Here is a 25,640-nt window from a genome sequence, read left to right as displayed (position 1 = left end):
GCTGAAGGACCTCTGGAGAACACCATGACACTCGCAGTCCGTTACACGGCCGCCCGTACCCTGGACACGGCTCCCGCCGAGACCCCCTCGCCCGGTCCCGGGGAGGTGGAGCTGGCCCCCGCCTATGTCGGCATCTGCGGCACCGATCTGCACATCTTCCACGGCGACATGGACGCCCGGGTAGGCATGCCCGCCGTCCTGGGGCACGAGATGTCCGGCCGCGTCATACGCGTGGGTCCGGACGTCGAGGGCTGGCAGCTCGGTGACGCGGTGACCGTGATGCCGCTGCGCTGGGACGACAGCTGCCCGGCCTGCCGGGCGGGCCATCAACACATCTGCCAGCACCTCGACTTCATCGGTATCGACTCGCCGGGCGCGATGCAGCAGCGCTGGCTCGTGCCCGCCTCGACGCTGATCCGGCTGCCGGAGAGCCTGGCCCTGGACCGGGCCGCGCTGGTCGAGCCGACGGCGGTCGCCGTCCATGACGTGGGCCGGGCCGGGGTGCGTCAGGGGGAGAAGGTCGTGGTGGTCGGCGGCGGGCCGGTCGGCGTCCTGATCGCACTGGTCGCACGGGCCACGGGTGCCGACGTCCGGGTGGCGGAGCTGAGCGCACACCGTCGGCTGCTCGCCGAGGAGTTGGGCCTGACGGTGTGGAATCCGGCCGACGACGACGTGCCGGCGCTGGTACGGCAGTGGACCGGGGATGCGGGCGCGGATGTCGCGTTCGAGGTGTCGGGCGCGGCGGGCGGGGTGGACACGGCGGTCGACGTACTCGGCGTGCGCGGACGACTGTGCCTGGTGGCCATCCACCCCCGCCCCCGCGAGGTCAATCTGCACCGCTTCTTCTGGCGCGAACTCACCCTGGTGGGCGCGCGGTTGTATGACCGCTCCGACTTCGAGAAGGCGGTGGGGCTGGTGGCGGACGGCACGATCCCGGCAGAGCGGTTGATCAGCAAGGTCGTGCCGCTCACCCAGGCACCCGCCGCTTTCGAGGCGCTGGAGGGCGGCGGTGACGTGATGAAGATCCTCGTGGACTGCACCGACGACGCCCAGGGAGCCGCCGTATGACCGCCTTCGACCTCACCGGGAAGCTCGCCGTCGTCACCGGAGCCCGGCGCGGCATCGGCCGGGCCATGGCCCGAGCGCTCGCCGAGGCCGGCGCGGACGTCATCGGCGTCAGTGCCTCGCTGGAGGAGTCCGGCAGTGCGGTGGAGAAGGACGTCCTCGGCGCGGGGCGTACGTTCGAGGCGATCCGGACCGACTTCGCCGACCCCGAGGCGGTACGGGCCCTGGGCGCGGATCTCGCGGGGCGGGAGCGGCCGGTGGACATCCTGGTCAACAACGCGGGCACCATCCGCCGCGCGCCGGCCGCCGAACACACTGACGCCGACTGGGAGCTGGTGCTCCAGGTCAACCTCAACGCCCAGTTCGCGCTCACCCGCGCCCTCGGCGCGGTGATGGTCGCCCGCGGCCGGGGGAAGGTCATCTTCACCGCATCGCTGCTCAGCTTCCAGGGCGGGATCACCGTTCCCGGCTACACCGCCGCCAAGCACGGCATCGCCGGCCTGACCAAAGCGCTGGCCAACGAGTGGGCGTCGCACGGCGTGAACGTCAACGCCCTCGCGCCGGGCTACATCGCCACCGACAACACCCAGGCCCTGCGGGACGACCCGGTGCGCAGCCAGGCGATCCTGGACCGTATCCCGGCCGGACGGTGGGGCAGCGCGGACGACCTGGCGGGTGCCGCGGTGTTCCTCGCCTCGGACGCCGCCGCCTACGTCCACGGCGTCGTGCTGCCCGTCGACGGCGGCTGGCTCGGCCGATGAGCGACACCGACCTGGCGACCGTGCTGGGCGGGGCCCGTCTCCTGCCGGTGCTGACCGTGCCGTCCACGAAGATGGCCGGTCCGCTGGCCGAGGCGCTCGCGGTGGGCGGCGCCCGGTGTGCCGAGGTCACCTTCCGTACCCCGGGCGCCGAGCGGGTGCTCAAGGAGATGGCCGCCCACGGTGGCCTGGCCGTCGGCGCGGGCACGGTCCTCACCCCGGGGCAGGCGGAGCGGGCCGTGGCGGCCGGGGCCCGCTTCGTTGTCTCGCCCGGTTTCGACGAGGAGGTCGTCGCGACGTGCGGTGAGCTGGGGGTCCCGGTCGTGCCGGGCATCGCCACCGCCACCGAGCTGATGCGCGCCCTGCGCGCCGGCCTCGACACCGTCAAGCTCTTTCCCGCCGAGCCGCTCGGCGGCCTGCGGACACTGCGGGCGCTCGCGGCGCCCTTCCCCGGGACGCGCTTCGTGCCGACCGGCGGGATCGACGCCTCCCGGATGGCCGCCTACCTCGCCGACCGGGCGGTCCTGGCCGTCGGCGGCAGCTGGATGGCCACCCCCGCCCACCTGGAGCGCGGCGACTATGACGAGATCCGCCGGCTGACCGCGGATGCGGTGAAAAGGAGCATGTCGTGATCGACGTGGTGGCCCTGGGCGAGGTGATGCTGCGCTTCGACCCGGGCGAGGGACGCATCCGCACCACCCGCTCCTTCCAGGTCTGGGAGGGCGGCGGCGAGTACAACGTCGTCCGCGGACTACGCCGCTGCTTCGGCCTGCGCACAGCCGTCGTGACCGCCCTCGCCGACAACGCCGTGGGCCGGCTCGTCGAGGACCTCATCCTCCAGGGCGGCGTCGACACCTCGCTGATCCGCTGGGTGCCCGACGACGGCATCGGCCGCACCACCCGCAACGGCCTCAACTTCGTCGAACGCGGCTACGGCATCCGCGGCGCACTGGGCGTCAGCGACCGCGCGCACACCGCCGCCTCTCAACTGCGCAAAGGCGACGTCGACTGGGACGACGTCTTCGCCGGCGGGGTGCGCTGGTTCCACACCGGCGGCATCTTCGCCGGTCTGTCCGACACCACGGTGGACGTCGCCGACGAGGCCCTGGCGGCGGCCCGCCGGCACGGGGTCACCGTCTCCTACGACCCCAACTATCGCCCCAGCCTCTGGGCCGGCCGGGGCGGCGCCGACGCCGCCCGCGAGGTCGACCTGCGACTCGCCCGGCACGCCGATGTCGTGGTGGGCGCCCTCGGCCTGGCCGGGGCGTACCCGGGACAGGCGCGCGTCGGGGCCGACGAGGTGGCGGACGCGCTCGCCGAGGTGGCCGGCCTGCTGCCCGAGGCGAGAGTGCTGGCGACCACGCTGCGCGAGGTGCCCTCGGCCGGGATCAACGACTGGTCCTCGGCCGCCTGGTCGCCGGAGACCGGCTTCGTCACCGGCCCTCGGATGCCGGGACTGCAGGTCCTGGACCGCATCGGCTCCGGCGACGGATTCGCCGCCGGCCTGATCCACGGGCTGCTCACCGGCACCCCACTGGACCGCGCCCTGGCCTACGGCACCGCCCACGGCGCGCTCACCATGACCACTCCCGGCGACGTCTCCATGGCCACGCTCGGCGAGGTCGAGGCGCTCATGGCAGGCGACGCGGCCCACGTGCGGCGCTGACGCACGCCGATCGACATCCACGAAGAGGACGTCATGCAACGCCGGAACATCCACAACACCTCCGTCGAACTCACCGAGCTCGGATTCGGCGCGTCCGTGATCGGCAACCTCTACCGGACCACCTCGGCGGGCGACGCCGCGGGCGCCGTCGACGCGGCGTGGGAGGCCGGAATCCGGTACTTCGACACCGCACCGCACTACGGCCTCGGCCTCTCCGAGCGCCGCCTGGGCGCCGCCCTGCGAGGCCGCCCGCGCGACGAGTACGTCATCTCCTCCAAGGTGGGCCGACTACTCGTTCCCAACGAGGAGCCACGTGGCGTCGACACCGAGGGCTTCGTCGTACGGGACGACCTGCGCCGGCGTTGGGACTTCAGCCGCGACGGTGTGCTCCGCTCCATCGAGGACACGCTGGAGCGCACGGGCCTGGACCGGCTGGACATCGTCTACCTGCACGACCCTGAGGACCACTGGCAGCAGGCCGCCGACGAGGCCATGCCCACCCTCGCGGAGCTGCGCCACCAGGGCGTGATCGGGGCGATCGGCGCCGGCATGAACCAATCGGCCATGCTCGCCCGCTTCCTGCGCGAGACCGCCGCCGACGTGGTCATGCTCGCCGGACGCTACACACTCCTCGACCAGTCCGCGCTGGACGACGTCCTGCCCGCCGCACAGGAATCGGGCAAGAGCGTCGTCGCGGTCGGCGTCTTCAACTCCGGCTTGCTCTCTCGTGAGTGGCCCACCGAAGGCATGAAGTACGACTACCAGGACGCCCCGTCGGAGCTGGTCGCCCGCGCACGGGCGATCGCCGAGGTCTGCAAGGGGCACGGCACCAGCCTGCCCGCCGCCGCCATCGCCTTCCCGACCACCCACCCCAGCACCGTCAATGTCACGCTCGGCATGCGTGACCGCGCACAAGTGACGCAGAACGTGGACCTTCAGCGGAGCGTCGTACCCCGGGCACTCTGGGACGACCTCCGGTGCCAAGGCCTGATCAGGCCCGACGTCCTTACCACCAGCGGTATCCAGGGCACGGCCGACCGCCCGCCCGAGGTCGCCGATCGACAGGGGTGACCCCCCTGGCACAGCCACCGTGGACGAACGAAGTCGCCCCAGACCCGCGAGTTTGTGCCGCTCACCGACGCTCCTGAGCCCTCGGGACCCAAGGGCCGGAGGCCGATGAAGATTCGCGTCAACCGCACCGACAACACCCCCGGAGCCGCCGCATGAACGCTTTCCCGTCCGTCCGAAGCAGCAGGAGGGGCAGACGATGAGACCTGCCACCTCCGCCATCCGCAAGTTGTCAGCAGTGCTTGCGATGGCTCTCCCCGCGGTGCTGCTGACATCCCTCACGACGCCGACCCCGGCTTCGGCCGCGACGCAGGCGACCTACTACGTCGCCCCCGGCGGTAACGACGCCAACGCCGGGACGATCACCGCGCCGTTCAAGACCCTGCAGCACGCACGGGACGTCGTGCGCACGGTCAACAGCAACATGACCGGAGACATCAACGTCTTTCTCCGCGGCGGCAACTACCCGGTGAGCAGCACCATCAACTTCACGTCGGCCGACTCCGGAACGAACGGCCACCATGTCGTGTACGCCGCCTACCAGGGCGAGAAGCCGGTGCTGAACGGCGGCGTTCAGGTGACCGGCTGGACACAGCACAGCGGGAACATCTGGAAGGCCCCGCTGAACCGCGACAACAAGCTCCGCGCGCTCTACGTCAACAACAAGCGCGCCCAGATGGCCTCCAAGACGATCCCCTCGGCCGGATGCTACGGGACCTACACCATCACGGCCGGCCAGGCTCCCTGGGCCTGGGAGTCGGGTTCGCAGTGCGACGGAGCCAAGTACAGCCTCTCCGATCTGCCCGCCGTCGCCGCCAACCAGGACGACGTCGAAATCAGGTATCCGACGACCTGGACCACGTCCATCGTGGGAGTCCGCCAGATCACCACGAGCTCGGACGGCGCCCATCGCGTGGCCCTGTTCCAGCAGCCGGGTGCGGCCATTGCCCAGGGACCGCCGAACGGCAACTTCGCCGCCGCCGGCGGCACCCCCACCTTCATGAACGCGTACGAGTTCCTGGACCAGCCCGGCGAGTTCTACTTCGACAAGACGAACCACACGCTGTACTACTACAAGTCCAGCTCCGAGGACATGACATCGGCGCAGGTCTTCGCGCCGAACAACGTGTCCACCCTCATCAAGGTCGCCGGCACCTCCACGACCGACCACGCGCGGAACATCACCTTCTCCGGGCTCACGGTCGAGCACTCCGACTGGAACCTGGTCAATGTCGCGGGCTCCGTCTTCCGGCAGGGCCAGCAGGGCAACGCCATCTCGACCGTGTACGCGAGGAAGAACTTCCACGCGTACACCTACCGCAACGTCGACCTGCCGCCGGGGATCATCCAGATCGAGAACGCCGACGGGATCAGCCTCCAGCGCAACACGGTGCAGCACACCGGCGCCGACGGAATCAACATGGTCAACGACGTGACGGACTCGCAACTGACCGGCAACATCACGAATGACATAGCCGGATCCGCCATCACGGTGGGACACCCCCAGCACGTGTACATCGGGGACTACACCTCGACCAACCACGAGAAGTACCCGGTGAACGTCGAGGGAGTCTGCAAGAACATCTCGATCACGGACAACTACCTCTACGACAGCGCGGTGCTGTTCCAGGGGTCCAGCGCCGTGTCGGCGTACTTCACCGATTCCCTGTCCGTGCGGCACAACCGGATCGAGAAGTCCCCGTGGGCGGGCATCACCCTCGGCTGGGGATGGTGGAACTTCGATGGTTCGTCGAACTCGATCCGGCCGGGTGTGCCGACCACCACGGCGAAGAACAACACCATCAGCTACAACCAGATCGTCGACACGATGCAGGTCCTCGGCGACTCCGCTCCCATCTACGACCTGGGCAGCCAGCCGGGAACCGAGATCAGCAACAACTACATCCAGGGCGTTCCGGCCGGCCACAAGTACGGACTCCACCCCGATGAAGGCTCCGCCTACATCAACTTCCACGACAACGTGCTCGACCTTGACCCGAATGTCGCCTTCGCCATCAACTCCGGCACGTGGGGCAAGCAGCACGACCTGAGCATCACCCACACCTACGGCACCGTCAACAAGATCAACGACAAGAACGTCCCGAACAGCACCATCGAGGACGTGCGCGCGTACGCGGACGGCGTGTGGCCGTCCCAGGCGTACGCCATCGCCGTGAACTCCGGTCTGGAGGACGCCTACAAGGACCTCGTCCCCCAGAGCAGCCTGGGCCTGCAGGACTACGCCCTGCCCGCGAGCACGTTCACCGGCAAGGGCGTGTCGTCCATCCCCCTCCGCAGCATCGGTGACGCGACCAGGACTCTCTGGCTGGCTCCCTCCGGTACGACGACGTTCACCGTCGGCCCCACCATGACGAAGGCAGCCGGAACCGCGACGACCATCAGTGTCCCGCCGATGGCCGGCGACTACCGCCTCTACGTCGTGGACGCCCAGGGGAACGCGTCCGCCGAATCCAAGTCGCTCGTACGCCAGCGATGGGGCTACGTCGACGACAAGGACTCCGGCCTCACCTACTCCTCCGGCTGGTCGACCTGGAACGACTCGCAGGACTTCAAGGGATCCGAGCACTACACGAACAGGGCGGGCGACAACGTCCAGTACTCGTTCACCGGCTCGGGCGTCCGGTATCTCGGCATGAAGCAACCGAACATGGGCAAGGTCGACGTCTACATCGACGGAGCCCTGGCGCAGTCGGGCGTCGACGCCTATGCCTCGACGGTGACGAAGCAGGTGTCGCTGTTCGAGAAGACGGATCTCGCCGCGGGTCCCCACACGATCAAGGTCGTGTGCACCGGAACGAAGAACGCGGCATCTTCCAACACCGTCTGTGCGCTGGACGCCTTCGCGGGCATCTCCTTCCCCGCCACCAACGCGTTCTACAAGCTCCTGGACAAGAACAGCGGCATGGCGATCGACATCACAGGTGGATCCACCTCCGACGGAGCGAACGCCATCCAGTGGAACGACAGCGGCGCCCAGAATCAGCACTGGCGGTTCGTTGCGGTGGGTGACGGCAGTTTCAAGATCATCAACCAGAACAGCGGCAAGCTGCTGGACGTCTACCAAGCGTCCACCGCGGACGGCGCGGCCGTCATCCAGTGGACCGACAAGAACGGTGCTAACCAGCACTGGACGCTGGTCGCCGCCGGAAACGGCTACTACAAGATCAAGAATGTGAACAGCGGCAAGCTGCTCTCGGTGTCCGGCTCGTCGACGACAGCAGGCGCTCAGCTCGTGCAGACGACGGACACGAACGCCGACAGCCAGTTGTGGCAGGCGGTGAACGTGGACTGATTCCCTCCGCGCCACGGGCCGCACTCCCCGCTCAGCCGCGTCGGTGTGCTGCTGGTTGCGGACCGGGGAGGCGAAGGATCTGAGGGCCGGTGCCGGCGAATCGCGAGCCGGCACCGGCCCTTTCCGCAGTGCCTTGAGGCCGGCGCCCAGGTCGTTGACCAGGGCCTCCGCCCCCTCGGCGGCGCCCAGTGCACGGTCTGAGGGGCATGGGTGAGGCCGGAAAGCGATCGCTTTCCGGCCTCACCGCCTGCGGCCCTGCGTCGGTCACCCTGTCACTGGATCGTCCAAGCCTGGTTGGACTGGTTCAGGGGCATCCACTGTTCGGTGGCGGCTCCGTTCGTCGTCGAGGCGTTGTTCACCTGCAGGATCTGCTTGCTCTCGAAGTTGCGGATGAGGTATCCGCCGCTGGTCGGCTCGAAGTACCACAGCTGGTTGTTGCCACCGCCGTAGGTTCCCTGCTGCGCCGCGGTCCCCTTCCAGTGGCTGGAGAAGTTCATCTCGAGGGCCTTGCCGCTGTTCCTGTTCACGATCTTGTAGAGCTGCCCGGTGACCGGAACGATGGTCCACTGCTGGTTGGCGCCACCGGTGCTCGGCCACTGGACGACGCTGCCGCCGTCGGCGGTGGACCATCCGTAGACGTCCATCATCTGACTGCTGTTGACGTTCTTGATCGTGTAGAACGTCGACGGGCTGATGGTCGGCGTACCGGTCGAGTCCTCCAGCGCCCCGTCGGCCCGCTGCACACTGAAGTCCGTGATGTAGAAGTACGCGCCGTCGGTCTTGGCGACCCGCACGTAGCGGAACTGCTGGCGGACGTCGACGTTGCTCGTGAGCGTCGCGGCGAGCGGCAGGGTGTCCGTCTGACGTCCCAGGACGGTGTAGCTGCCGAAGGACGGGTCGTTGGAGGCCCGGATCTCGAAGTTGCCGCGGGTCTCGGACTGGTCCAGGTTCTGGCGGGTCGTCAGTGAGAACTGTCCCAGCTGGTAGGCCTGCCCCAGGTCGACCTGCCACCACGCCGAGGAGTCACTTCCGGTGGGCGACCAGCCGGTCGAGTTGTTGTTGTCGACGGCGTTCGCGGCCGGCGTGCCGGAATCGTAGACCGACGAGGAGGACACCGACTTGTTGTAGGCGAGGTTGAGCTTCGTCGCCAGCCCCTGGTAGGCGGACTCAAGACCGGAGGCCTTGATCACCGAGTCGCCGGACGTCGTGTTGTTGGTGAGCGTGACGTTGGAGCCGTTGTGGTTCTGGTTGATGAAGCCGTCGGTGCGCGAGAGCACGTTGTTCGAAAGGGTCATGTTGTCCGACCCCTCGTCCAGGTAGACGCCGTGCACGGCGTTGCCGCAGGCGGACGGCACTCGTATCGCGTCGTGGACGTAGTTGCCGTTGATGACCGTGCCCGGGTCGTTCGAGAGGTGGTAGATACCGGCGGAGTCGCACAGCCGGTTCATCACGTTGCCGATGCGGTTGTAGCTGACGCTGTTGTTGCCTTCGGCGTTGGCCGCCGACTGCCAGCCCCAGCCGAGCGAGATGCCGGCCCACGGAGTGTCGGAGATGTCGTTGTGGTCGATGGTGGTGCTGTTGACGAAGCCCGCGTTGATGCCCGCGGTTCCCAGGTAGTCCTCCCCGATCCGGGTGATGAGGTTGTTCTTGACGGTGACGTTCTTGACCACCTCCCGGGCGTCCTCACCGGGCGGTGAGGCGGGCGGGTTGTAGACGGTGTGGTACTCCACGGTCGGGTCGGAGAACTTGCCGACCATGATTCCGTTGCCGGAGATGTCGCGGATCAGGTTGCCGGTCACGCTGCTGTCGTGCACGCCGTGGTGCAGGTCGAGGGCGCTGGCACCCATCTGGGTGAAGGTGTTGCCGGTGAAGGCGAGGCGGTCGGCGTAGGAGGCCTGGACGCCGGCCGGCGGACGGTCGACGTACTGGTTGTTGGAGTTGTCGGCCGAGATGTTGTAGTTGCCGCCCTGGGCGTTGAGGTAGCCGTTGTCGGTCGCCTCCATCCAGGTGGTCTGGGTGAAGGTGATCCCGGAGAAGCGCAGGTCGTGGACGGGGCTGCCGAGGTTCGTGCCCTTGATGTCGACAAGGGTCTTGAGCGTCGGCGCCCGCACGGTGGCCGTGGACATGTCCTCGCCGGGACGGGGTTTGTAGTAGACGGTCTGCGCGGCCGTGTCGACGTAGAACTCGCCCGGCTCGTTGAGGAACTCGTGGGCGTTCTCGAAGTGCAGGGGAGAGCCGTCGCCGAGCCACGGGAAGGGGCGCTGGAAGAGGATGCCTGCCTCGTGGTCCTGGATCGACACGTTGGCGGTGCCGTTGCTGGAGCTGATCGACTTCAGCCGCAGGAAGCTCTCGCCCCACGACGTCTCGAGCATCATCTCGACCTGGTTGAGGTGGTCCCAGTTGGAGACCTGCGAACTGAGCACCTTCAGCAGCTTGTTGGGACGGTCACTGCTTTGCAGCTGGAAGTCCGAGCCGACGTCGGGGAAGCGGGATCGGGTGGCGCGGACCCCGTTGACGTACAACTGCCGGAAGTTGAGGGTGCCCACGGACGCCTTGTACTCCCCGTTGGCAGCCGCGGTCCAGCCGGTGACGGCCTTGCCACTGGTGATCACGGGCGTCTCACCGTTGTACGCCTGGTAGACGACCGTGTGGCCGTTGGTGCCCGAGTCACTGGTGCCGAAGCTGATCGGGGCGGTGAGGGGGTAGGTGCCTCCGCGCAGGTTCACGACGATGTCGTCGGTCATGTTCGCGTTGGCGGCTCGGACCGCGGTCTCGGCGGCCTGGATGGTCTTGAACGCCGCGCCGGTGCTGGTTCCCGAGTTGCCGTCACTGCCGTTGACAGGGTCGACGTAGAAGTTCGTCGTGGCCGCGTAGGCGGGTTGAACGGGCAGTAGTGCCGCGAAGACGACAGTTGCCGCTGCGAGCGCCTTGACCGTCCCCGCGCCGATGCGCATGGGTCTCATCTGTGCTGTCCCTCCTCCATACCCCGTCTGCTTATGAGTTGCATTTATCGATGCATTGCGGCACCCCAGTCAAGGCGATAGACATACTGATTTTTCACTGGAGCACCATCGATGACATGCGGACGCATCAAGGCTCGGCGCCGTGCGCACCACCGCAACGAAGAGACACCCAGGCGGAAGCGCGATCGGCTGCGGCGAACGGCCTGCTTACCGCGCGCCCGCCCCACTTACCCAGCGAAGCTGACGCCTTCGAATAAGTAGTACTCATTTCACGGCGCCGAGCCGGGTTCACGGACAGCGGTCGACAGGGGGCCGGTCGCGGCATTCCGTTCCGGCTCCGCAGGCGCGGAGCACTCGCACGAGCTGCTTTTCCCGTATCGCTTCACCGGCAATCGGGGTCGTCACGCGGCCCCGTACGCCCCTATCCCGAGCTCGAACGTGGCCGTCTCGGCCGTGATGGCGGCGAGCCAGGCCCGGAACGCCTCGACATCGGCGTCCGGAAGTCTGATCGCGACCGTCACGGCCTCGCCGTATCCGGCCCTCGCGCCGGGTCGAGCACAGGTCGTCCAGCCTGGTCCCGGCCTGGTGAAGCGGATGACGCCGCCGGACTCCGAGGCCTCTACCCGTTCCAAGTCGGCCATCGACCGGCGGATCGCCCGCCGGGAGGTGCACCCGCGGGACAGGACTCTGCGGCGAACCCTGCCCGGCTTGCGCACGGGCCGAGGAGATCCTCGGAGTGAACATCGAGGAGCTGTACCTGGCAGGCCGCCCGACGCCGGGGAAGGCGAACGTCGCGGCTGTGCGGCTCTTGGGGCGGCCGGGCCGTGAAGGACTTCGTGCTGGAGACGGCCTACGGGGATGCCGGCACCGCAAGCCGGACATCGGTCGCCGCCAAGCATCCCATCTCGCAGGCGAGCGGGATCGACGAGCGGTCCGGCACCTCATCCGCGCGGGATCCGATGCCGGACGCGCCTGTGATCAGCCCGGCACGACCGGCCTCCGGCACCACGCGCGCCCTCACCCTCGACGCGTATGGATGGCCGGAGGGCTCCGTACCGGCCGTCGATCTCGATGTGCCCACCGTCCCCGAGGGGCTCGTCGGCGCGACCCACCGCGCCCGAGATGTGCGGCCGGTTCGAGAAGGACCTTGAGGTCGGCGAGGCCTTTCCCGTACGAGGACCGGAGCTTCCTCCTGCCGGGCGGACCCTGCGGCCCAGAGGCCGGCGTTTCTGCCGACGACCACGATGACGTTCCAGGGGGTTGCCATCAGTGGGGTGCTCCCGAGCACGAGAAGGGGCCGGTCCGGAGCTCAGGCTCCGGACCGGCGGCGAGGCGTGTGTCAGCCGGCGGCGGGCACCGGCTCACGACCCGCCCCGGTCGCCGCCTCCGGGTCGGCCTCCTCGGGGTGCGCGTCGGGCGTCGGTTCTTCCTGCGGCTCGGGGGTGTGATCGTTCTCGGGGGCGGAGGTGTACGGGATCTCGCCACGCAGAACGGCCCTGGCGCGGTTCTCGTCGAGTTGCCCCTCCCACTTGGCCACTGCCAGGGTGGCGACGCCGTTGCCCACGACGCTGGTCAGGGCACGGGCCTCCGACATGAAACGGTCGATGCCGAAGATCAGGGCCAAGGCGGCGACGGGGACGTGCGGAACGGCGCTGAGGGTGGCGGCCAGGGCGATGAAGCCGGAGCCGGTGACGCCTGCGGCACCCTTGGAGGTGAGCAGCATGACGGCGAGCATCGACAGTTGCTGGGTGAGGCTGAGGTCGATGCCGAGGGCCTGGGCGAGGAAGACCGAGCCCATGGTCAGGTAGATCGCGGTGCCGTCGAGGTTGAAGGAGTATCCGGCGGGCAGCGTGATGCCCACGACCGGCTTGGAGGCGCCCGCGTGATGCAGTTTCGCCATCATGCGCGGCAGCACCGGCTCGCTGGACGAGGTGCCGAGGACGATCAGCAACTCCTCCTTGATGTAGCGGAGGAAGGGAAGCAGACGCAGGCCGTTGATGCGCATGACCGTCCCGAGGACGACCAGGACGAAGAACAGGGCGGTGAGCCAGAAGGAGCCGACCAGCAAGAAGAGGTGCCGCAGGGTGTCCAGGCCGTAGTTGCCGATGGTGAAGGCCATGGAGCCGAAGGCGCCGACCGGGGCCAGCCGCATGATCCAGCGGATGAGCGTGAACAGGACCTTGGACAGGTTCTCGATGCCCTGGGTGATCCCCGCACCCGCCTCGCCGGCGGCGTTCAGACCGAAGCCGAACAAGACCGAGACCACCAGCACCGGCAGGATCTCGTGGCCGGTCAGCGCGCTCGGCAGGGTGTCCGGAATGGTGGACAGAACGAATGCGGCGACACTCTCGTGGCTCTGGGTCGCCTCCGGCGGCAGGCCCTCGGTGGAGAGGGTGGAGGGATCGACGTGCAGTCCGCTGCCGGGCTGGACGATGTTGACGACGACCAGGCCGATCACCATGGCGACGGTGGTCAGGACCTCGAAGTAGATCAGCGCCTTGAGGCTGACCCGGCCGACGGCGCGCGCGTTGCCCATGGAGGCGATGCCGTGGACGACGGTACAGAAGATGACCGGTGCGATCATCATGCGTACGAGCGCGATGAAGCCGTCGCCCAAGGGCTTCAGGTCGGCTCCGAACGACGGCCACAGCCAGCCGACGGCAGCCCCGGCAAGCACACCGATCAGGCACTGGACGTAGAGCAGGGACAGCAGTCGGTGGATGCGGCCGGGTGGAGCGGTGACGGTGCCCGGGGCGGCGTCGTTGCGGCTCATGCGGGGCGTCCTTCCAGGACGGGAACGAGGAGTTCGGCTCGGGCGATGCGGCGGGCGGCGCGGTGCAGCAGCACCGTGGGGGACGCGCCCTCCGCTGCGGGGACGGCTCGGGCGGTGATGACACCGGCCGGGGTGCCCAGGCGCAGCGTGCCGTCGGCGGTCTGCCGGGCGACGCGGTGGGCGAGGGTGCCGGGGGTAGCGGCTGCGGTGGCCAGCGCGACGGCCGAGGTGAGACCGATCGCCGGGTGGGGGGCGTGCATCGAGACCATGCGGACGGCCAGGTCGTACTCGTCCGGTCCGACCGGGGTGCCGTCGGTGGTGCGGTAGGCGGCGGGGCGGGCGACGACGCCGACCTTCGGCACGGCGTGGCTGACAGGATCGTGCTCCTGGGCCAGGCCCATGGCAAGGGCGGCCTGACGGCGCAGCATGGTGAGCGCGGGCAATGCCGCGGCGAACTCGGCCAGGGACTCGGTGCCCCGCAGGCCGAAGGCCTTGGCCTCGAACAGCGCGGCCGGGGCTCCGGCGTCGACCAGAGACGCCTCGATCCGGCCGGCCGGGCCGGTCAGGGTGTCCACGGCGTGGCCGGTCGGCAGGGTGCGACCCGTGGTCGAGCCCGCCGGGTCCTCGAAACCGAGCAGGACCGGAACCCCGAGCGCGGCGGTGCCGGGCACCGCGGCCGTGCCCTCGTCGAAGGCCGTCCGCCCGGGGGTGGGGATGGTGCCGGTGAGGCGGGCCCCGGTGTTGACATTGAGCATCCGCACCGTGGTGGAGTCCGACGTGATCGGCACCAGGCCGTTGTGGACGGCGTACAGGGCTACGGCGGTCGCGCAGTTGCCGCAGTTGCTGGCCCATTCCACGCGCTCGTCGCCGATGCCGACCTGCGCGAAGGCGTACTCGACGTCGATGCCCGGCTTCGTCGAGGTCCGGACGATCGCCGCCTTGGAGGTGGTGGAGGAGGCACCACCGACACCGTCGATCTGGCGCGGGTCGGCGGCGTTGTAGGCGGCCAGCAGCAGGGTGTCGGCGTCCACGCCGGTCGCCACCACGTCATGGTGGTCGAAGATCCAGCACTTGCTGGTTCCTCCGCGGATCATCTCGCCCTGCAGACGCAACACAACGGTCTCCTCGTGGATACCCCGACGGCACTTCCGTGCGGGATGCGATCCACAGTGGGCGCGCGGAGCGTGAAGTACAATCTCGGAAATCTGCACGGGTATTAAGGTGAAGTTAACGCTGGAGGTGGTGTGATGCTCGACGTCCGGCGCATTCTGCTCTTCACCGAGGTCGCCCGGCGGGGCTCGGTCACCGCGACCGCACGAGCCCTCAACTACACGCCGTCAGCGGTCTCCCAGCAGGTCAGCCGTCTGGAAGCGGAGGCCGGACAGCCCTTGCTGGAGCGGCATGCGCGGGGCGTCACGCTCACCGACGCGGGACGCGCCCTGGCCGAGCGAGGGGAGCGGATCGAGCGCGAACTGACGGCCGCGGAGAACGAGCTGGCCGACTTCGCGGGACTGCGCGCGGGCACCCTCCGGGTCGGAACCTTCCCCACGGTCGGCGCCTCCCTGCTCCCGCGGGCCGTGATCGCTTTCCGGGACGCGCATCCGGACGTACGGCTGACGGTGCGCAGCGCCCGCATCGCGGGCCTGTGGGCGATGTTGGAGAATCGGGAGATCGAGATGTCCCTGATGTGGGACTACGACTGGAACCGCATCGACCGCGAGGACATCGTCGTCACCTCACTCGTCGACGACCCCCCGGCCCTCCTCGTCGGCCAGGACCACCCCCTGGCCGACCGTCCTTCGGCCGCCCTCGCGGACTTCGCGAACGATCCCTGGATCACCCGCGCCGACCACCACCCGGTCGCCGAGGCCCTCGCCCGCAGCTGCCACGCGGCCGGATTCGAGCCGCAGATCGCCTACGAGGCCCACGACTACCAGGAGGCCCAGGCCATGGTCGCCGCCGGCATCGGCGTCGCCCTCGCCCCCACGCTTGCCCTGGAAGGCATCCGAGCCGGTGTCAGCGTCCTGCCGCTGCAACCCCCTGGCCCGGTGCGCCGCATCCTCCTCGTCCGCATGAGCGACCACGCCCTCACCCCCGCCGCCCAGGCCTTCGCGACCTTCCTGCGCAACAGCGCCGCCGCCGCTACGGCGTCCTCCTGATCAGTACTCCAGTTCGGGTCGGAGAGGGCCGCCGACGTCGTGGAGGTGGCGCAGCACCTGGGCGTAGGAATCGAAGAGCCCGGTCTCGTGGTAGGCGATGCCCTGCCGGGCGCAGAAGGAGCGTACGAGTTCCTGGGCATGGCGCAGTCCGGGTCGCGGCATGGACGGGAACAGGTGGTGCTCGATCTGGTAGTTCAGTCCGCCGAGCGCGAAGTCGGTGATCCGGTGGCCGCGGATGTTGCGCGAGGTGAGCACTTGCCGACGCAGGAAGTCGATCCTGTCGTCCTTGGCGAAGATGGGCATGCCCTTGTGGTTGGGAGCGAAGGAGCATCCCATGTACAGCCCGAACAGCCCTTGGTGCACGAGGAGGAAGACCACGGCCTGGAGCGGGGACAGGACCAGGAACAGGGCGGCGAGGTAGCCGGCCACGTGAGCCGTCAGCAGGCCCGCCTCGGTCAGTTTGGCCTTTCGCGAGTGCGCGTTGCCGGTGCGGTCGAGGAGTGCCTGTACGCCGGCGACGTGCAGGGCGAGCCCTTCCAGGAGCAGCATCGGGAAGAACAGCCAGGCCTGGTGGCGGGCCAGCCAGGCGTACGCCCCGCTGCGGACCCGGGCCTGGTCCTCCGTGAACGCGATCGCGCCGTCGGCGATGTCGGGGTCGCGGTCGACGTGGTTGGGGTGGGAGTGGTGCCGGTTGTGCTTGGAGATCCACCAGCCGTAGCTGAGCCCGATCAGCAGGTCGGCGTGCACGCGGCCCAGCAGGTTGTTGACGCGCTTGGAGGCGGCGATCTGGTGGTGTCCGGCGTCGTGCCCGATGAACCCGGTCTGGGTGAACATCACCGCGAGGAAGGCAGCGGTCAGCAGCTGCCACCACGACTGCCCGATCAGGGCGAACGCCGTCCATCCGGCGGCCAGCAGAAGCAGGTTCGCGCCGACCTTGACGGAGTAATAGCCCGGCCGACGCCTCAGCAGCCCGCTCTGCTTCACCTCGCGGGACAGCACGGCGTAGTCGCTGCCCCGGTCGCTGGACGACGGTTGCGTCGTCCCTGCGTGGTCCGCCGGCTCGGTGCCCCGGTTGACGGTGTCAGTGGTCACGGTTTTCCTTTCGAACGCGTGGGGGCCGTCGCCGCCGGCGCGGGGGCAGGGCGCTGGGCGAGAGAAGCCTGTACGGAAGCAGCGCGAGGCAGGCCCGCACGGGCCTGCCTCGGAATCGGGGCCCTCGGAACGCGCGAAACCGGTCGGCCTGCATGCCCTTCGGGCCCTGGCCGCCGGTGACCACTTCACGGTTCCTGTTCCAACTGCAACCACCCGCTACAACGTTCCTGGCGCCGGGCAAGTTCCCGGTCGGGCGGGGAGGGGGTTCGACGCCCTGACGGTCGGCTCGGGGACCTGGTGGGGAGTACGGTGGCGGTACCGAGTGCACTTCGTACGCCGTCATCCGTTGCGGCGTCGCCCTCGGGGAACGGCAAAGGCCGGAGTGCATCGCATCCGGCCGGAAGAGAGCCGCACCCGTATGAGTCTGATGAGCCTCGGAGTACTCGCCTCCTCCCGCAAGGAGAACGAGTTCCGCCTGCCCTTGCACCCCGCCCACCTCGACCGGATCGCCCCGGCCATACGCGAGAGAATCTTCCTCGAACAGGGGTACGGCGAGCGGTTCGGCGTTGCCGACGACGCGCTGCGACCGCTCGTGGCCGGCCTGCGCTCCCGCGAGCGACTCGTCGCCGAGAGCGACATCGTGCTGCTGCCCAAACCGACGCATGACGACATCTCCGCGCTGCGCGAGGGTCAGGTGCTGTGGGGATGGCCGCACTGCGTGCAGGACGAGAAGATGACCCAGCTCGGCATCGACCGAAGGCTGACCCTGATCGCCTGGGAGGCCATGAACCACTGGACCTCCACGGGCGCCTTCAGCGTCCATGTGTTCCACAAGAACAACGAGCTCGCCGGCTACTGCTCGGTGCTGCACGCTCTTCAGCTCGGCGGGCTGACCGGACACTACGGCCGCCGCCTGCGCGCGGTCGTCATCAGCTTCGGCGCCACGGCGCGCGGAGCGGTCACGGGACTGGGCGCCATGGGCGTCACCGACGTCACGGTGCTCACCCAGCGCGCCGCCGCGGCGGTGGCCTCGCCGATGCCCTCGGTCGTCATGGCCCACTTCGAGGAGCAGGAGGACGATCCGTCGCGCCTGCGGGCGATCACCGCGGCCGGTTCCAAGCCGCTGGCGGAGTATCTGGCGGGGTTCGACGTCATCGTCAACTGCGTCCTGCAGGACACCGACGCACCGCTCACCTTCGTCACCGACGAGGAACTCGCCCTGTTCCGGCCGGGCACCTTCTTCGTCGACGTCGCCTGCGACGAGGGCATGGGCTTCACCTTCGCCCGCCCGACCACCTTCGGCGCGCCCATGCACGAGGTGGGTCCTGGCTGCCACTACTACGCGGTGGATCACAGCCCGTCCCACCTGTGGAACTCCGCCACCTGGGAGATCAGCGAGGCGCTCCTTCCCTACCTGCGCAAGGTCATGAGCGGCCCTACGGCATGGGACACCGACGTCACGATCAGAAAGGCCATCGAGATGCGTGACGGCGTCGTCCAGAACCCGAAGATCCTCTCCTTCCAGCACCGGGCGGCCGCCTACCCCCACCTTCCCGAGACCGCCCGGCCGACCTGACGCGGCACCCGGCCACTGCGGTGGAGACCGTCCCGCGCCTGCTGATCGCCCTCGGCCTGATCTGCGCCTCGACCGGGCGGTTCGACCCGGCCGAGGACTAGTTCGCCCGCGCGGAGGGCGCTCTGCGGGCGATGGGGGACACCGGTGAGTTGCAGTCGCTTCTCGCGCACCGGGCGTACACGGCGATGCACCGGGGTGACTTCGACCTCGCGGAGCGGCTGTTCGCGAAGGCCTCCGCGTTCTTCGAGCGGCAGCGGCGCTACGGGGATCTGGCTGCCTGTGAACAGGCGCGGGCCTTTCTCGCCGGTCAGCGCGGTGACAGCACCGGCGCGGACGACCTGATGACGGCGAGCCTGGCCCGGTTCGAACACATCGGCGCCTCGATCGCCGCCGCCGACACCATGCTCCTGGGCGCCCAACACGCCTACGACCGCGGCGACATCACGGAGATGAAGCGGCTGGCCCAGGAAGCCCGGGACGTGTACCCAGGCTCGGGAGGTCCACGAGCGCTGCGCACAGGTCGACCTCATGCTCGCGCGCACCCTTGAGGACAACCTGAACCGGACGCACCACGGCGACCACGAACGCATGTCCGTCGACAACGCGCTCTCCCTCGCCCTGCCCGCCGCGCTGGCCCTGGAGGCGGCGCGCTACGGCTTCGCCACCGCCCATGCCCGCAGTCAGTGGCTGGAGCTCGCCGACGACGCCATGGTCGCGCGGCCGCTGAGGTCCGGCCCGTGGCCGCCCGGGTCAGTTCCCGCCGGGCAGCGGGTCAATACGTTTCCTTCAAGCCCCGTGAAGCGGGATGAACGAGGAGGCAGGCCCGTGAAGGAAAGCCAGTTGGACACGTGCGTGATAGGGGCGGGACCTGCCGGACTGGCGGTCGCCAGGGGGCTGGCGGAGCGGAATCTGCCGTACACGCATCTTGAGCGGCACACCGGGTCCGGCGGTATCTGGGACATCGACAGTCCCGGCAGCCCGATGTACGAGTCGGCCCATTTCATTTCCAGCAGGACCCTGTCGGGATTCGGCGGTTTCCCGATGCCCGACCACTTCGCGGACTACCCGCCCCACCGGCAGGTCCTGTCGTACCTGCGATCGTTCGCCGACGCCTACGGGCTGAGCGACCGCATCGAGTTCGGCGTCGAGGTCGAGAACGTCGAGAGGAACGCGGACGGCACCTGGACGGTCACCCGGGCCGACGGCCGGGACAGCGTGCATGGGCAGGTCGTCGTGTGCACGGGCTCGCAGTGGCACCCCAACATCCCCGAACTGCCGGGGGAGTTCAGCGGGGAGGTCCGGCACACCGTCGGCTACCGCAGCGCGGAGGAGCTGCGGGGCAAGCGGGTCCTGGTCGTGGGAGCGGGGAACTCCGGGTGCGACATCGCGTGCGACGCGGCCCGGAGCGCGGACCACGCGGTGATCAGCATGCGGCGCGGGTACTGGTTCATCCCCAAGCACCTCTTCGGCCGGCCCGTGGACACCATCGCCAACAGCGGGCCGCACCTGCCGATGTGGCTGGCGCAGCGGGTCTTCGGTGCCCTCCTGCGGATCATCAACGGCGACCCGACACGGCTGGGGCTGCCGAAGCCGGACCACAAGCTGTTCGAGACCCACCCGGCCATCAACTCGATGCTGATCCACCACCTCCAGCACGGCGACATCACCGCCAAGCCCGGGATCGCCCGCACCGAGGGCCGGACCGTGTACTTCACCGACGGCACCAGCGACGACTTCGATCTCGTGCTGCTGGCCACCGGCTACGTCCACAAAGTGCCGGTCGCGCAGCGGTACTTCGGCGACGAGCAGCACCCCGACCTGTACCTGTCGTCGTTCTCGCGCGAGCACGAGGGCCTGTTCGGCATCGGTTTCGTCGAGACCAACGCCGGTGCGTACCAGCTCTTCGACATGCAGGCGCAGCTGATCGCCGGGTACCTCCATGACGTACGGCACCAGCGGCCGAACGCGGAGCGGTTCGCCCAGAGGATCCGCGCCGACCGCCCGGATCTGTCCGGCGGACTGAAGTTCGTCGACTCGCCCCGCCACACCGGCTACGTCGACAGCGGGGCCTTCGTGAAATACCTGGGCAAGGTCGCGGGGGAGATGGGCTGGCGCACCGAGGGCCGGCCGCCGTCCGTGCGGTCCCTGCGACCCGCGGAGGCGACGGCATGAGCGGGTTCGACTTCACCGACAAAGTCGTCCTGGTGACCGGCGGCGCGGGCGGCATCGGCAGCGCGCTGTGCCGCCGCTTCGCCTCCGGCGGCGCCCGCTGCGTCGTCGTAGACATCGACGAGATCCGCGCTACGAAGGTGGCCGCGGAGCTGCCCGGCACCGGGCACACGGGCATCGGCTGTGACCTGATGGACCGCGCCCAGGTGGAGCGGCTGTTCGCAGTGGTCGCCGATGACCACGGTCGCCTCGACGTACTCGTCAACAACGTGGGCATGACCAGCGCGGAACGCTTCGACGTCCGCAGCGTCGAGAGCATCGAGCGGGAGATCACCCTCAACCTGACCTCACCGCTGGTCGCGACCCGTATCGCCATCCCTCTTCTCATGGCCTCCCGGGACCCCCGGGTGGTCACCACGGTCTCCCTCGGCGGGATCTTCCCGCTGGGCGAGACCCCGATCTACACCGCTTCCAAGTTCGGGCTGCGGGGCGCGATGCTGGCCATCGGGCTCGACCTGAGGAGCAAGGGCATTCTGGCCGGGTCCGTGCTCCCGTCGGCGACCGACACCCGGATGCTGCGCCAGGAGGCCGTGGACGGCGGGAACTCCCTGCAGTTCCAGGATCGGCCCCAGCAGCCCGCCGACGTCGTCTCGGCGGTGGTGAGTCTGCTGGACAAGCCCCGGCTGGAGGCCTACCCCCGGCCCGGTGAGTCCCGTCTGGTGCGGTTCGCGATGCTCGTGCCGAACCTGTTGCCCCGGGTCTTCCCGCTGTTCCGCAAGCGCGGTGACCGTGGCATGGCCCGCTATCTGGAGGAACTCCGCCGACGCGGGCTGGCCCGCCGGACCGACGGGCGCTGGGAGCTGGTGGAGGAGGCATGACCACGAACGAGACGCTGCACGTCATCAACCCCGCCACCGGTGAGCCGATCACCGCCCTGCCCGCCGCGAGCGCCGACGACGTCGCCAAGGCCGCCGAGCAGGCCCGGCAGGTCCACGAGGCCGGCGTGTGGTCGCGGCTGCCGGTCCGGGAGCGCGGCGCGGTGCTGCGGAGGCTGGCCGACCTCATGGAACGCGACGCCGAGATCCTCGCCCGGCTGGACAGCGAGGACGCGGGCAAGCCGATCACGGAGTGCCGTACGGGCGACGTACCGGGCGCGATCGAGTCGATCCGCTGGTTCGCCGAGGCCGCCGACAAGGTCTTCGGGCGCATCGCGCCCAGCGGGCCCGACGGTCTCGGTCTCATGAGTCGCGAACCGGTCGGGGTCGTCGCGGCGATCCTGCCGTGGAACTACCCGCTCGCCATGACCTCATGGAAGGTCGGACCGGCCCTGGCCGCCGGCAACTGTCTGCTGGTCAAGCCCGCCGAGGCGACCCCGCGCTCGGCCCTGCACCTGGCCGCACTCGCAGTCGAGGCCGGCCTGCCCGCCGGGGTGCTCACGGTACTGCCGGGGTACGGTCGGGAAACCGGGGCGGCCCTTGCCCGTCACCCCCTCATAGGGGCGCTGTCCTTCACCGGGTCCACCGCGACCGGCCGCCGCATCCTCAAGGACGCCGCCGAGAGCAACTTCAAGCGCGTCTCGCTGGAGATGGGCGGCAAGAGCCCCCAGGTGCTGATGGCCGACGCGCTCTCCTACGGCGACGAGCTCATCGACAACATGATCGAGGCCGCCTTCCTGACCATGGGGCAGAACTGTACGGCCGGCTCCCGGGTTCTGGTTCACCGCAGTATCGCCGAGGAGGTGCTGGAGCGGTTCACGGCCGCGGCGGAACAGCTCGTCATCGGCGATCCGGCCGACCCGCGCACGCGGATGGGGCCGCTCATCAACCACGCCGCCTTCGACCGGCTGGCGCGAGCCGTGGAGTCCGCCCGGGCCGGCGGAGCCCGGATCCACACCGGGGGACTGCCCCACGGGCTGCCGCCGCGCGGCGCCTACTACCCGCCCACCGTGATCACCCGAGCCCCTGAGGGCAGCGACGTCCTCACCAAGGAGCTCTTCGGTCCCGTCGTCACCGTCCAGACCTTCACCTCCGAGGACGAGGCGGTACGTCTGGCGAACGCCACCGAGTACGGGCTCGCCGCCTCGGTCTGGACCCGCGACCTCGACACCGCGCTGCGGCTGGCACGTGGCATCGAGGCCGGCGTAGTCTCCGTCAACGCTTACAGCGAGGGTGACATCACCACACCGTTCGGCGGCTGGAAGCAGTCCGGATTCGGGGGAGTGGAGAAGTCCACCAACGCCTTCGAGCAGTGGACCCGGGAGAAGACGATCTGGATCCGCACCCGCTGACCTCGGCCTCAAAGGCGATCCGTGCGCATCCGCTCCCGTAGCTGGACCGGCGAGGTACCGTGCCAGCGGCGTACCGCGCGACGCATCGCCCGTTCGTCGGAGAATCCCGCCTGGCGGGCGATATCGCGCAGGGTCAGTTCCGGGCGGAGCAACAGCTGTTCGACGCGTTCGCGGCGCACCCCCTCGGCGAGTGCCTCGTACGTCGTGCCGCAGTCGGCCAGCCGACGGCGCAGCGTCCGCTCGCTCGTCGCATGCCGCCGCGCCTGCTCGCCGAACGACGGCACCACCGGCAGACCCTGCGCGACGGAGATCTCCAGCACCTCCAGCAGATCCTGCTGGTCACGGCGGGAAGCCATCTGCGCGTCGAGCGTCTCCAGAGTCGACGCGTAGCTCACCGGATCCCGGCCGGGCATCCGGATACGGGCCCACGCGGGGTCGATGACCATGCGGTTCGCGGGGGCGCCGAAGCGGACCGGACAGCGGAACAGGGCGTCGTACAGGTCGCGTCGGCGCGGTGGCGGAAAAGAGAACTCCACTGCACGCGGCGCGAAGGCCGGGTCGACGGCCAGCCGGGACAGGGTAACCACGGAGGCGAACGCCTCCTCGCTCAGGAAGGAGGCCACGGCCGGGTCCATGGCGGGATCGGGAAGATCGGCGCGGAGCACGAAGGCGTCGTCCTCCTCGCGCACGTCGGCCGACCACACCACCATCGCCCCGGACAGGTTCTGGTACTTCACCCCGGTCTCGATGGCGTGCCGCAGCGTGTCGTCGGCCATCAGGGCGAAACCGAGCAGGCCCCACGCGGTCAGGTGCTGCGCCGCGCCGACCTTCAGACCCAGGTGCTCGTCCCTGGTGAGCTCCAGCGCACGACGGATCACCGCGCTGCCCTGCCGGTACGACACCCGCAGTGCGGCGGAGCGCATGACCGTCTCGTTCAGTGCCATCTGCTTCAGCAGCGGCCGCAGATCGACACCGCACTCGTCGGCGACCACGACGAGATAGCGCAGGATGTTCGGCTGGATCGTCGCCGACGTGCTGCGGCTGGTCCCGGGAGGGTCTGCCGGGCCTGGGGCAAGGGACATCGCACTCACCTTCTGCTCGAACGATCACCCTAGAGGCACGGGCGTCACCGGTCGCCGACCGTGGCCCCCGAAGTCCCCTGTACGGCCCCTGGCGTCCTGAGCCTGCCTGCCGGGCCTGCATACGGTTTCGGTAACCCGCACGGAAATGAGGGCGCGACAGCATGATGTCCTTCACTGCTCCAGCCCGGACAGGGGCCGGGCACCCGGTCTCCAGGTCCGGCGCCCGCAAGGGCGCGACCTTCGCGTTCGCCGCGCAAGGTGTCTCTGTCGCTGCCGTCTACACGACCGTCCCCGCTGTCACGGAACACCTGCGACTGGCTCCGCTCCTGACGACCACCCTGATGGTCGCGGTGGCGCTGATGGCAGGGGGCGGCAGCTTCCTGGGTCTGGCCGCGATCCGCCGCGCCGGTTCCCTCGCCACGACGCGCGGGGCCGTGCTGTTGGCCGCCGCCGCGTTGGTGCTGATCGGGTGGGCCCCCGACGAGGCGACCGCCATCTGCGCGTACATCCTCTTCGGGCTCGCTGTCGGTGCCCTCGATGTCGGGGTCAACACCCGGGCGGCGGCGATCGAACGCGCCTACGGCCGCAGCATCTTCGGCTCCTTCTACATGGCATGGAGCGTCGGCGGCGTGGTCGCGGCCCTGCTCACTGCCGGGGCCGCCCGGCTGGAGTGGCCCGTAGCGGCCGGCCTCAGTGTTCAGGCGGGGATCGTGCTGCTCCTCGCCGTCCGCATGCGCACGTACGCCCTGCCCGCCTCCTCCGCGGGTTCGGACACCGTCGCGCAGCCGCCGCTGGGGCGTCGTCTGTGGATCCGGCTCATCCCGTTCGGCCTGGTCCTCCTCGTCGTCTACGTCGTCGACTCCACCGTCTCGGCCTGGTCGGCCGTCGATCTCCGCCAGACCCTCGCCGCGTCCCTCACGGTCGCACCGCTGGCGTACGCGGCCTATCAGGCGGGCACGGTCGTCGGTCGCGCCGCCACCGATCGGCTCGTGCAACGGTTCGGGGCGGTCGCGGTCGTCCGCGCCGCGGCCCTGCTGGTCGCGGGTGCCCTGTCAGGCATGGCCGCCGCACCGAGCTGGCCGGTCGCCGTTCTCGCGGCCGGGACGGTGGGCCTGGGGGCGTCCGTCCTGGCTCCGCTGTGTCTGGCCTCCGCCGCGCGGCTGCGTCCCGCAGCCTCGGAGGCGGTCCTGGCGCGGCTGAACCTCTTCAACTACGTCGGCGTCATCACCGGTGGCGCGGTGGGCGGACTCCTGGGCTCCACCGGCCAGTTCCGTCTCGCCTATGCGGCGCCGGCCGCGCTGGCGTTTCTTCTCCTGGCAGCCGCCCGACACTTCACCCAGCAGCGACCGGGCTCGGCGGTCGACGACGGAGGGACACGACGCTGCCGAACCGCATGACCCGCGGTCGTTTGCGTGAGCCGTGCCGACGGCATGTGAGCTGAGCGGGCAAGGGAATCGGACGTAGGGATGCGCGGCGCCGATGGTCGGCCGGCCGGTGGTCATGCCGTGCGTCGCCGGAACCGCTGGTTGGTGCCGGTGGTGCAGCGGTACTGGTTCACGAAGGCGCGCTCTGTGACGCCTTCGTCTTTCCCTGGTCAGCTCCGCCCCAAAGAGATCCGATGTATCGGTGGCAACTGTCTCGGTGTGACGGGTCCTCAACGGCCTTCGTC

The 25,640-nt window shown here is 69.5% G+C and carries 20 protein-coding genes; 14 read left to right on the top strand and 6 right to left on the bottom strand.

The genetic code is table 11. The features are described from left to right. Positions 1-24 precede the first annotated feature (24 nt). The 6 genes from OG841_RS03330 to OG841_RS03305 all read left to right on the top strand — a co-directional run bounded on the left by OG841_RS03330 (position 25) and on the right by OG841_RS03305 (position 7,870). The gene (locus OG841_RS03330) at positions 25-1,068 is read left to right on the top strand and encodes a zinc-dependent alcohol dehydrogenase (protein WP_328642865.1); all 1,044 of its coding nucleotides are present in this window, start codon (positions 25-27) and stop codon (positions 1,066-1,068) included. Beyond that, positions 1,065-1,826, top strand: a complete 762-nt coding sequence (locus tag OG841_RS03325; protein WP_328642866.1) for an SDR family oxidoreductase — start codon at positions 1,065-1,067, stop codon at positions 1,824-1,826. The genes OG841_RS03330 and OG841_RS03325 overlap by 4 nt, the downstream gene beginning before the upstream one ends. Then, on the top strand, positions 1,823-2,455 hold the full coding sequence (locus tag OG841_RS03320) for a bifunctional 4-hydroxy-2-oxoglutarate aldolase/2-dehydro-3-deoxy-phosphogluconate aldolase (protein ID WP_328642867.1): 633 nt from the start codon (positions 1,823-1,825) through the stop codon (positions 2,453-2,455). The genes OG841_RS03325 and OG841_RS03320 overlap by 4 nt, the downstream gene beginning before the upstream one ends. Further along, positions 2,452-3,489 (top strand): sugar kinase, encoded by a 1,038-nt coding sequence (locus OG841_RS03315; protein WP_328642868.1) that lies wholly within the window; start codon positions 2,452-2,454, stop codon positions 3,487-3,489. The genes OG841_RS03320 and OG841_RS03315 overlap by 4 nt, the downstream gene beginning before the upstream one ends. A 33-nt stretch (positions 3,490-3,522) precedes the next feature. Next, positions 3,523-4,560, top strand: a complete 1,038-nt coding sequence (locus OG841_RS03310) for an aldo/keto reductase (RefSeq protein WP_328642869.1) — start codon at positions 3,523-3,525, stop codon at positions 4,558-4,560. Positions 4,561-4,756: 196 nt separating this feature from the next. After that, positions 4,757-7,870: an RICIN domain-containing protein gene (locus OG841_RS03305; protein ID WP_371563255.1), complete on the top strand. Its 3,114-nt coding sequence runs from the start codon at positions 4,757-4,759 to the stop codon at positions 7,868-7,870. Between the two features lie 272 nt (positions 7,871-8,142). On the opposite strand, the gene OG841_RS03300 is transcribed toward OG841_RS03305, so the two are convergent. Continuing rightward, positions 8,143-10,833, bottom strand: coding sequence for an RICIN domain-containing protein (locus OG841_RS03300; protein ID WP_371563252.1), 2,691 nt, complete (start codon positions 10,831-10,833; stop codon positions 8,143-8,145). Positions 10,834-11,234: 401 nt separating this feature from the next. Next, positions 11,235-11,474, bottom strand: a complete 240-nt coding sequence (locus tag OG841_RS03295; protein ID WP_371563249.1) for a DUF1949 domain-containing protein — start codon at positions 11,472-11,474, stop codon at positions 11,235-11,237. Between the two features lie 183 nt (positions 11,475-11,657). Here OG841_RS03295 and OG841_RS03290 point away from each other — a divergent pair, with 183 nt between their 5' ends. After that, positions 11,658-11,984: a hypothetical protein gene (locus OG841_RS03290; RefSeq protein WP_328642872.1), complete on the top strand. Its 327-nt coding sequence runs from the start codon at positions 11,658-11,660 to the stop codon at positions 11,982-11,984. Positions 11,985-12,172: 188 nt separating this feature from the next. On the opposite strand, the gene dctA is transcribed toward OG841_RS03290, so the two are convergent. Further along, on the bottom strand, positions 12,173-13,606 hold the full coding sequence (gene dctA / locus OG841_RS03285; protein ID WP_328642873.1) for a C4-dicarboxylate transporter DctA: 1,434 nt from the start codon (positions 13,604-13,606) through the stop codon (positions 12,173-12,175). After that, positions 13,603-14,721 (bottom strand): PrpF domain-containing protein, encoded by a 1,119-nt coding sequence (locus OG841_RS03280; RefSeq protein ID WP_328642874.1) that lies wholly within the window; start codon positions 14,719-14,721, stop codon positions 13,603-13,605. Before OG841_RS03280 ends, dctA begins: the two co-directional genes overlap by 4 nt. Positions 14,722-14,853: 132 nt before the next feature. On the opposite strand from OG841_RS03280, the gene OG841_RS03275 reads away from it, so the two are divergent. Beyond that, on the top strand, positions 14,854-15,765 hold the full coding sequence (locus OG841_RS03275; RefSeq protein ID WP_328643747.1) for a LysR family transcriptional regulator: 912 nt from the start codon (positions 14,854-14,856) through the stop codon (positions 15,763-15,765). Here OG841_RS03275 and OG841_RS03270 read toward each other — a convergent pair whose 3' ends face one another. Next, positions 15,766-16,857 carry a fatty acid desaturase family protein gene (locus OG841_RS03270; protein ID WP_371563243.1) on the bottom strand — a complete coding sequence of 364 codons (1,092 nt, stop codon included), beginning with the start codon at positions 16,855-16,857 and terminating at the stop codon, positions 15,766-15,768. 418 nt (positions 16,858-17,275) lie between these two features. Between OG841_RS03270 and OG841_RS03265 the strand changes: the two genes are divergently transcribed. The 5 genes from OG841_RS03265 (at position 17,276) to OG841_RS03245 (ending at position 22,889) form a co-directional block, all read left to right on the top strand. Further along, a complete protein-coding gene (locus OG841_RS03265) occupies positions 17,276-18,433 on the top strand; it encodes a N(5)-(carboxyethyl)ornithine synthase (protein WP_328642876.1) in 1,158 nt (385 codons plus the stop codon). 131 nt (positions 18,434-18,564) lie between these two features. Further along, positions 18,565-18,981 (top strand): hypothetical protein, encoded by a 417-nt coding sequence (locus tag OG841_RS03260; RefSeq protein WP_371563239.1) that lies wholly within the window; start codon positions 18,565-18,567, stop codon positions 18,979-18,981. Positions 18,982-19,258: 277 nt separating this feature from the next. Further along, positions 19,259-20,605 carry a flavin-containing monooxygenase gene (locus OG841_RS03255; protein ID WP_371570548.1) on the top strand — a complete coding sequence of 449 codons (1,347 nt, stop codon included), beginning with the start codon at positions 19,259-19,261 and terminating at the stop codon, positions 20,603-20,605. Further along, entirely contained in the window at positions 20,602-21,480 is an 879-nt protein-coding gene (locus tag OG841_RS03250) for an SDR family NAD(P)-dependent oxidoreductase (protein ID WP_328642878.1), read from the top strand. The genes OG841_RS03255 and OG841_RS03250 overlap by 4 nt, the downstream gene beginning before the upstream one ends. After that, positions 21,477-22,889 carry an aldehyde dehydrogenase family protein gene (locus OG841_RS03245; RefSeq protein ID WP_371563235.1) on the top strand — a complete coding sequence of 471 codons (1,413 nt, stop codon included), beginning with the start codon at positions 21,477-21,479 and terminating at the stop codon, positions 22,887-22,889. The genes OG841_RS03250 and OG841_RS03245 overlap by 4 nt, the downstream gene beginning before the upstream one ends. An 8-nt stretch (positions 22,890-22,897) precedes the next feature. Here OG841_RS03245 and OG841_RS03240 read toward each other — a convergent pair whose 3' ends face one another. Next, a complete protein-coding gene (locus OG841_RS03240; protein ID WP_328642880.1) occupies positions 22,898-23,971 on the bottom strand; it encodes an AraC family transcriptional regulator in 1,074 nt (357 codons plus the stop codon). Positions 23,972-24,132: 161 nt separating this feature from the next. Here OG841_RS03240 and OG841_RS03235 point away from each other — a divergent pair, with 161 nt between their 5' ends. Next, entirely contained in the window at positions 24,133-25,368 is a 1,236-nt protein-coding gene (locus OG841_RS03235) for an MFS transporter (RefSeq protein ID WP_371563231.1), read from the top strand. The last annotated feature ends 272 nt before the right edge of the window (positions 25,369-25,640 follow it).

The organism is Streptomyces canus (assembly GCF_041435015.1).
In the GTDB taxonomy this organism is placed as follows: Bacteria; Actinomycetota; Actinomycetes; order Streptomycetales; family Streptomycetaceae; genus Streptomyces; species Streptomyces canus_G.
This window is presented reverse-complemented; position numbering and strand designations above follow the sequence as displayed.

Excerpts from the sequence above, each read along its gene's own strand:
- OG841_RS03300 (WP_371563252.1), bottom strand. The coding sequence starts at position 10,833 with ATGAGACCCATGCGCATCGGCGCGGGGACGGTCAAGGCGCTCGCAGCG.
- OG841_RS03320 (WP_328642867.1), top strand. The coding sequence starts at position 1,823 with ATGAGCGACACCGACCTGGCGACCGTGCTGGGCGGGGCCCGTCTCCTG.
- OG841_RS03310 (WP_328642869.1), top strand. The coding sequence starts at position 3,523 with ATGCAACGCCGGAACATCCACAACACCTCCGTCGAACTCACCGAGCTC.
- OG841_RS03265 (WP_328642876.1), top strand. The coding sequence starts at position 17,276 with ATGAGTCTGATGAGCCTCGGAGTACTCGCCTCCTCCCGCAAGGAGAAC.
- OG841_RS03260 (WP_371563239.1), top strand. The coding sequence starts at position 18,565 with ATGGGGGACACCGGTGAGTTGCAGTCGCTTCTCGCGCACCGGGCGTAC.
- OG841_RS03330 (WP_328642865.1), top strand. The coding sequence starts at position 25 with ATGACACTCGCAGTCCGTTACACGGCCGCCCGTACCCTGGACACGGCT.
- OG841_RS03325 (WP_328642866.1), top strand. The coding sequence starts at position 1,065 with ATGACCGCCTTCGACCTCACCGGGAAGCTCGCCGTCGTCACCGGAGCC.
- OG841_RS03250 (WP_328642878.1), top strand. The coding sequence starts at position 20,602 with ATGAGCGGGTTCGACTTCACCGACAAAGTCGTCCTGGTGACCGGCGGC.
- OG841_RS03305 (WP_371563255.1), top strand. The coding sequence starts at position 4,757 with ATGAGACCTGCCACCTCCGCCATCCGCAAGTTGTCAGCAGTGCTTGCG.
- dctA (WP_328642873.1), bottom strand. The coding sequence starts at position 13,606 with ATGAGCCGCAACGACGCCGCCCCGGGCACCGTCACCGCTCCACCCGGC.
- OG841_RS03245 (WP_371563235.1), top strand. The coding sequence starts at position 21,477 with ATGACCACGAACGAGACGCTGCACGTCATCAACCCCGCCACCGGTGAG.
- OG841_RS03240 (WP_328642880.1), bottom strand. The coding sequence starts at position 23,971 with ATGTCCCTTGCCCCAGGCCCGGCAGACCCTCCCGGGACCAGCCGCAGC.
- OG841_RS03235 (WP_371563231.1), top strand. The coding sequence starts at position 24,133 with ATGATGTCCTTCACTGCTCCAGCCCGGACAGGGGCCGGGCACCCGGTC.
- OG841_RS03295 (WP_371563249.1), bottom strand. The coding sequence starts at position 11,474 with ATGGCCGACTTGGAACGGGTAGAGGCCTCGGAGTCCGGCGGCGTCATC.
- OG841_RS03275 (WP_328643747.1), top strand. The coding sequence starts at position 14,854 with ATGCTCGACGTCCGGCGCATTCTGCTCTTCACCGAGGTCGCCCGGCGG.